We start from the raw sequence: 8128 nt of genomic DNA, 5'->3' as shown, positions 1-8128 counted from the left end.
CCCCACTGGGGATGAGATTAATGGGACTTATGAGACTAATAAGACTAATGGGACGGATGGGAATGGTAAGTAATGGAATCCGTTATTTTAAATGAGATGATAAGAGGGATATGGGAGAGGCAAAATAATTGAAATTATCCAGATGATAATCTTTATTACAGCTTAGTGATTGTTAGTCTGGTGAAATATCATTAAATAGAACTTTACAGAATTGAAGATACTCTAGAAAAGGTATTGAAGTTTTACAATAAGTGATTCATTATATTAGTGCGTGACTATAATGATAATATGGCAAAATTATCCGTATTAGTTAAATAAATACTTATTAAATATAATTAGTTTTAAATAATTATTAATAAAATTCATAAAACATTCAATATTAAGAAATAATTTATATCTTTGAAAAAATAACATTTAAAATTAAACATATTAGGATTCCTGCAGCGATATAATACGATACATAAAAACTATATTGTAGTATAATCTGCAATCTTTTTTCAATTTTATAATAAAAAATAGTAGAACTATGAAAAACAAAACATTTAAACTAATGCTGCTGATGGTTGCAGCAATGTTGCTTTTTTCTTGTGAAAAATACAATGAAGACGCTGATTTTGGTGTAAAAGAGGCCAATAGCACATTGATTATCAGAACTAGAGTTATGGCTGTGAGTGAGACTGATGAAAGCAAAATAAGCTATCCTGTGAACATTTATGTATTTAGTGGGGATGTTTGTATTGAAACAGCCAAGATTGAATCAGAAGAAACTCCTATATCATTAAGGCTTCCTGAAGGAAGTTATGATGTATATGCTATAGCGGGAGCTGATGCTGAAACATACAATTTGCCAACAAAGGAAAACGCAGCTAAAGAATATTTGATTAAGTTGAATGATGGAAAAACGCACACAGATCTTATGGCTGCAAAAAACAATGTCACTTTGGCATATGGAGAAGAAAATACACTAACGTTGTCGCTTGAAAGGAAAGTTATGCTGATTGAGAATGTTAGTATAAAGAATGTGCCTTCAAATGTAATTGCTGTAAATGTTACAATTAGTCCGCTTTATGAAAATCTTCTACTAAATGGTAATTATGAAGGTACTGACGGCTCTCAGACAATAGATCTTATAAAAGGAAGTGACGGAAACACATGGGAAAACAATTATAATGCGTATCTTCTTGAAGCTAGTGGACAGGCCACAATTAAGGTTTCATTAAAGACCGAGAAGAACACTAAGAGCTATTCATATACAAGTACAGATGAACTGAAGGCGAACTACAAAATTAATATAACAGGAACTTACAATGAAAACGGAATAACACTTAATGGGACTATAACTGGAGCAACGTGGCAAGGGGTCAAAAACATAAACTTCAATTTTGATGAAACAGGGAGTTCCACAGGAGAAAATACCGGTTCGGAAACAGAAGAAGGGAAGGATGAAGGAGACACAGGGGAAACGACAACAGGAAATGCTCCTGAAGTTGGTACATTGTATAAGAATTGTTATGTGTTAAAGTCAGAAAATGTAGGAAATGGTATAAAAGTAACATTGATGTCTACAACATTTGAACAAGGACTGGTATTTACTGATAACGATCAATCTTCAATAAATGAAGCTATAAATGTGAAACTAAAAGATATGGCAGCAGCTTCTGATGGCCTTGAATCATTTAGAATACCAACTTTGGAAGACCTCAAGTATGTAAAAAATAACTTGGAAGCAATTAATGCCGATCTTGAAAAATTAGGTAAGACGTTGTTTTTTACAGGTACGGGTACATTGTATTCATATTATTTTCTTGATAATGATGGAAGTATAAAAGCATATTGGCCATCGCGTGACGAGCCTGATTCACAGATTCCGTGTATTAGTACAGATATTAAGAGTAAAAGAAACTCTATTATACTTCGTGGCTTTACAACAATAACATTCATAGAATAAAGTTCCAATAGCAATATATCTAATTTTGTTTACTACTATAAATAATTTTGTATAAATAGAAATACGGGATTCAACTTTGAGTCTCGTATTTTTTTGACACTGTCCAAAATTTTGTGTAAATGTAAACAGGATTCAGTTGTAAGTCACTTCTTATATCTGGATTCTGTTTTCAAAAATGAGTATAAACTGATTCATAATCAATCCCCAGTTATGAATAGGCTGTGTCCATTTCTTCTCAATCTCCATAATTGAAAGATAGACGGTCTTTTTCACGGCCTCATCCGAAGGGAAAGAAAGCTTTGATTTTGTGTACTTTCTGATTTTCCCGTTCAGGTTCTCAATAAGATTTGTGGTATATATTATTTTTTTATTTACAGCGGGAATTGGAAGAAAACGGTCAGATTATCCCAGTTGTTTCTCCAGGAGCGTATGGCGTAAGGATACTTTGCTCCCCATTTCCTTTCCAGATTGTCAAGTTCCGCGGCAGCAACCTCTTTATTGGGTGCATTATAGATATTCTTCATATCCGCCGTAAACTCTTTCTTGTCCTTATAAACGACATATTTACAGGAGTTTCTGATCTGGTGTACCACACAGATTTGGGTGGATGACTGAGGGAATACGGTACGGATGGTATCCGTAAATCCATTCAGGTTGTCTGTACAGGTAATCAGTATGTCCTGCACTCCACGGGCTTTTAAATCGGTCAGGACGCCCATCCAGAAAGAAGAACTTTCCGATTTGCCGACCCACATGCCAAGAACCTCCTTCAGACCGTTCTGTTTCAGACCGACACAAAGATAAACGGTCTTGTTTATGATCTTGCCGTTATCCCGTACCTTGAATACGATACCGTCCATCCAGACTATCAGGTAAACAGAATCAAGTGGACGGTTCTGCCACTCCTGGGCGGCCTGATTGACCTTGTTTGTAATGATGGAAATGGCTGATGTGGAGAGTTCAATTTCATAAATCTCACGCATCTCTTCCTCTATGTCAGAAACACTCATTCCTTTGGCATATAGGGATATAACAAGCTTTTCTATAGAAAGTCCACGGCTTTCATGTTTTGGCACAGCTATCGGCTCAAATTGGCCATTACGGTCACGCGGAATGGAGATGACTGCTTTCCCATGTTCAGTCTGGATCCGCTTCGGATAGCTGCCGTTGTGTGAATTGCCACTGTTATTACCGGCCACGGAATTCTTTTCATACCCCAAATGGGCATCCATTTCACCTTCAAGCATCTTTTCCAATACCTGGGCATGCAACTGCTTCAGGAACTTGCTTACATCGGATTCTGTCTTGAACCGGCTAAGGAATTCCTTGCTTAACATCTCATCTGGCACTGCTTGATTCTTTTCTCGCATAATCTTATTCTTTGGGCGTAAATATATAAAATAAAAAATACAGAACTCTATTTTGAATCCTGTATTTTACATTTACACAAAATATCTTATAGTGCCTATGGGATTAAATCTTTAGGTCTTTAATAAATTTTATTTCAATTTATGTTATGAATTACAAACCTGTTACAAGGACTGTATTAATAGACTTTTATAACGTATAATATTGATTATTGGTCATGCAGTATACGCCGTTCAATTTATTTTATACATGAGGTGATTTCATTTGGAGTTTCTACTAACGTTTGCGCTCCATTTCTTATCAGAAAATCTTTATCCCTGAATCCCCATAATACACTTATGCATGGCATGCAGCTATTACGTGCAGTTTGGATATCAACCTCACTGTCGCCTATATATACAGCATTATCGCGTTCCGCCTCAAGAAGTTTCAAGGCTTCATTAACTGTGTCTGGTGCAGGTTTCTTTCTTATTTTATCGCTTTCGCCTATCGCAACTTTTATATAATTACCAAAAAAGTATCGGCATAGTTCTTCTGTTGCTTTGCAGTACTTGTTGCTCACTACAGCAATTTTTTTGCCATGCTGTTTTAGTATTGCCAACATGTCTATTATGCCGTCGTATGGCCTTGTTGTATCGGCGTTGTGTTTCAGATAATATTCAATAAATGTATTATAAATATCTTCATAATGTTTGTTGTCTTTTCCTCCTGGTACAGCACGTTCAATAAGTTTTTTTATGCCATTGCCAACCATCATCCTTACTTCTTCTGTTGTATGTTCTGGCAAACTAAATGCACGCATTGCATAATTGGTACTTGCGGTAAGGTCATCAAGTGTATACAACAAAGTTCCGTCCAAATCAAAAATGTATGTGTCAAACTCTTTCATCTTTATACCTCCATCGTCTTTTATCACTAAATACTTTTTTGTTGAAGATTTTATGCAAAAGTACATATAAAAAATATAACGCAATGATATTCGGTCATCCTTTTTTCTACTATTTTACTTATTAATAGATTATAATAAACTATTGTTTTGTTCTGGCTGTTTATTTTTGACTTAAAAGTAGTTATGGTGTTTATAATTTATATGGGTGTAGCTTCTGTTGTAAAATAGTTTCAACACAATATTTATCCATAAATTATTTATTGTGTTGCCATGTCTTATCATTTTAAATGAGATAGGGTAGTGATGACGCTTATCATATTATTTTTTCATAGCATATAGTTTCATCATATATGGTAAAAAAAATAAACCTGTTCCCTATATTTGTCAACATTTTCAGGGAACAGGTTTTCGTATTTATGGACCTTATTTAAAACAGACTAAATATTAATCTATTTAATTTTAATCTTACTTACATTTATGCTATTTTCTGATATCTGTTTTATTACGTAGATACCAGTTGGCAGATTTTCTTTCACTTTCTCTGCTGTCGTCATCTTATGTTTTGCTATCTTTCTTCCGTTAAGGTCGTATACCTCGATGTCGCATTGTTCCACACTGATACCATCTATGCAACCTGCTACAGTATTATTTACAGATATTGGCACGTATATATCGGCTGCACCTCGTGAAGATAACTTCACATAAGCTTCATGAACACCTATTTCGTCAGAATTGAACGACACCATAAATGAGCCGCCTGTTACAGGTAATTGAGTTGTTGACAACTTAAATCTACTCTTATTCGGTCCTCCCAAAGACAGCTTGATTGGCTCTGCAAGGTTGTTACCCGTTACAGTTATTTCATCTGATACTGCATCTTTTCCAGCCGTTGCAGTGAATGCAAGCTGTGTGAGCGAAGGCCTGATAACAGCTAGGTCTGTACGGCCGTAACTTACATCGTCAATATAATATGTTGCAGAGTTTGTACGTCCGCGTGTGCTCTTGAATCTGAATCCCATAAAGAACACGTCAGCGATGTTTTGTCCGGTCAGGTCTATATGATATTCCTGCCATTCTCCGCTTTGGTCTTCAGTATTCGGCATAGCGAATCCCTCAACTGGTGCCACAAACATATCACCTTCAGCCAGGTCAATATAGCATAACTCCAGCAGGTCTGTCTGGTTGTCCGCCAGATAGTCGCCTCTCACTCTGAACGTAAACATCTTCGATTCTGAATTCTTAAAGTCGAGTGGTGGAGTTACGAGCATCATCTCGCAAGTAGTCTCTTTGCCTTCGGCAACATTGCTGTCGTAAGGAGTAACTTTTGCAACCTTTTCACCCGCAGACTCATCTTCATCAGGCAGTTCATATCCCCACCATGCACGTTTACCAACTATTGCAAGGTTTTTCCATCCTTCTATGCTAAGAGGCTTGTTCTTTGTTACATTGTCAAAATGTTCATTTACGAGTTTCATCGGTGATGAAGCGTCGAGCGGCAACTCGTCGCCTTCCTTTTCAGGCTCCGGCTCAGTACTTTCACCTGCCTTACCGTTTATCTTCACTCTCAATGTGTCCAGTCCGAGTCCGTATATCTCAATCTCGTTTTCATATTCTCCGGCTTCTTTCGGAGCAAACGTAACTTTCACATTTGCTGTAGCGTCTTTCATCAGCATTGTCGTGCTTAACAGGAACGAGCCTGATTCTTTCAGTTTCATATATGCATAGTCTGGCAGATTGGCTGTCGTTATGCTTATTGTCTGCTCCTGTCTTTCGCCGACCTTGGCTTCAAACATAGGTAATGTTTCAGGACTTACTGTTACTGTCGGCGGATTCTGCTCGTCTATAGCATAGGCTGACAGAGTAATGCTTTGTGACAGTAACGGCATTTCTGGACAGTCTATAAACAGGCGTCCTTCATGTTTTCCTATTGCTGTGGGCTTATATGTTATCACGATGTCGGTCTCGTTTGTTCCTGCGGGTACTGATGTTGCCGAAAGTTCAAACATATCGCGGTTTTTGCCGATAATCTCAAGATTGGTTGCTGCCGGCATGTTTACGGCACTTATATGCACTGTTCCAAATTCTGACGACTTACCAACCAGTCCTGCTGCCATTTCAAATTTTGAAGGGGTAACAGTCAACGAAGGTTCTGACGCTACAGCCGACGTTATGTCTTCAGCCTTGCGCGGAGCAACAATTACAGCACTTGCTGATGTCGACAGTCCTGTTATATGTACAGTTTCTGTCGGTATAGCTTTTCCTATGAGAGTTGTGCCCTTAAACAGTCTCAGCTTACCTTCTCCTGTTGCGTCTGTTATTGTCGGCTGTGCCATGTCTTCAGTAAATGTTGCACCTTCAGTAACGTCTTTAAACTGCGCGTCTGCCACTCTCACAAGTCTGTTGGCATAGTCGGCAGTTGCAGCCTTCAGGTCTGCCAGCGTCACTGTTACAGGCTCAACAGTGTTGTTCTCTGAAACAAGTGTACCGAGTGATGCTGTCAGCGGAATAAATGAGTTCACACCGAACGAACTGGTTATCATTCCTATAAATCCTGTAACCATGTCGCCTTCCTTATACGTCTCGGTCATCATGTCGTAGTCGTTCTTCACTTGCAGTCCGCCAGTCTCGTCCTGAAGGTAATAAACGGGACTTGCCTGACTCTTGTCTACAAACGTTACAACAGCCTTGCCTTTATATCGGTAGGTGAGATATGCTTCACCGTCTTCTGCTGCAAACTCTTTTAGGGTGGCAATGTCTTTCACAGCGATAGTGCTCCATGTCGCTCCGAGTGTTGCGTCTGTAGCTCCTTCACTGACAAATGTTATTGTTGCCTTGCCGTTCTCGCTTGTCGGTGTCAGCGTAAATTCTACATCCACACCTTCTATTGCCATTGCATCTGCTGCAGATATAGTTGTAACTGACGGCTTTAATTCATTGTTGTCTATAGTTATTGTTATGTCGTCTGTCAGGTTTACGCCTTTCACGTTTATGGTCTTGGTCTTTATGTCACCACTATACAACGTACCAAAATCCAAACCTCTTTCACTCAAAGTTATTACCGGAGTGTCTTCTCCTGGTCCGGCACTTTCTGTAAAGAGTTCTGCATAACTGTCAGCTACACGCAACGATCCCACAAGTAAAGTAGGTGCTGTTGCGCTATAATTTGTTCCTTGGCGCAGTTCAAGTCCTTGCAGTCCCCATGTTGATATACCGCTACCTGCTGATGACGGGTCAAACACAGCATCAGCAACTTTTGGCTCTTCAGTATAGCTTGCTGGATTAACATACAGCGTAACACCGTCATAACGTTCACCGGCTGCACCAATCTCATATTTAACAACAACGAGATAAGTTTCACCGATATTGAAACTTCTGTTTGCATAAACGGCTTTTGTACTTCCGCGTTCAACTCCCAGCTTATAGTGTCCTTCGTCGTCACCGGCATTAACATATAGTCGGCCTAATTCTGTAGGACTTGTTCCGTCTTTAACAACGCTGCTGAATGTGCGTGCCAGCAATGCCATTACATGTACGGGACCACTTGGTGCCTCAGAAACATTAATTAGAGCAGAATAATACATTGTACCATTCTTTATACCTTCTTCACTAGGATCAAATCTAACAAGTAAGTCTTCTCCTGACGAAGCAGCCCCTAGTTTTACTGATTTGCCTTTAACCCCTCCAGGATATCCTTCATAGTCTAGGGTTTGTTCTACTACCTGTATAGGATCGTTAGGATTAGAACCATACTTTCCCCATCCGCCATGGCCATAGAGGTTACCGGCTGGATAATTAAAATCTTCTTGCCACTTAATTTGTGCACCTACATCGGCAGGAATTAAGAACATAGACATAAGTAGCATGAGTGCGCATGCAAGCGTTGTGTTTCTTTTTCTCATGTTTTTAGTTGTTTGTGGTTAGTG

The 8128-nt window shown here is 38.7% G+C and carries 3 protein-coding genes and 1 pseudogene; 1 reads left to right on the top strand and 3 read right to left on the bottom strand.

The window, feature by feature from the left end; genetic code table 11:
• The first annotated feature begins 526 nt into the window (after positions 1-526).
• Positions 527-1948, top strand: a complete 1422-nt coding sequence (locus tag ACU52_RS12895; protein WP_053399081.1) for a FimB/Mfa2 family fimbrial subunit — start codon at positions 527-529, stop codon at positions 1946-1948.
• A 150-nt stretch (positions 1949-2098) separates the two neighbouring features.
• On the opposite strand, the pseudogene ACU52_RS12890 reads toward ACU52_RS12895, so the two are convergent.
• The 3 genes and pseudogenes from ACU52_RS12890 to ACU52_RS12880 all read right to left on the bottom strand — a co-directional run bounded on the left by ACU52_RS12890 (position 2099) and on the right by ACU52_RS12880 (position 8104).
• Positions 2099-3318, bottom strand: a pseudogene (locus ACU52_RS12890) (IS256 family transposase).
• A 236-nt stretch (positions 3319-3554) separates the two neighbouring features.
• Positions 3555-4205 carry an HAD family hydrolase gene (locus ACU52_RS12885; protein ID WP_053399083.1) on the bottom strand — a complete coding sequence of 217 codons (651 nt, stop codon included), beginning with the start codon at positions 4203-4205 and terminating at the stop codon, positions 3555-3557.
• Positions 4206-4654: 449 nt separating this feature from the next.
• Positions 4655-8104 carry a choice-of-anchor J domain-containing protein gene (locus tag ACU52_RS12880; protein WP_147630877.1) on the bottom strand — a complete coding sequence of 1150 codons (3450 nt, stop codon included), beginning with the start codon at positions 8102-8104 and terminating at the stop codon, positions 4655-4657.
• Positions 8105-8128 lie beyond the last annotated feature (24 nt).

It is taken from the genome of Xylanibacter rarus (assembly GCF_001275135.1).
Lineage (GTDB): Bacteria > Bacteroidota > Bacteroidia > Bacteroidales > Bacteroidaceae > Prevotella > Prevotella rara.
Note: the sequence above shows the minus strand (reverse complement) of the source record. Positions and strands in the feature narration are given on the sequence as shown.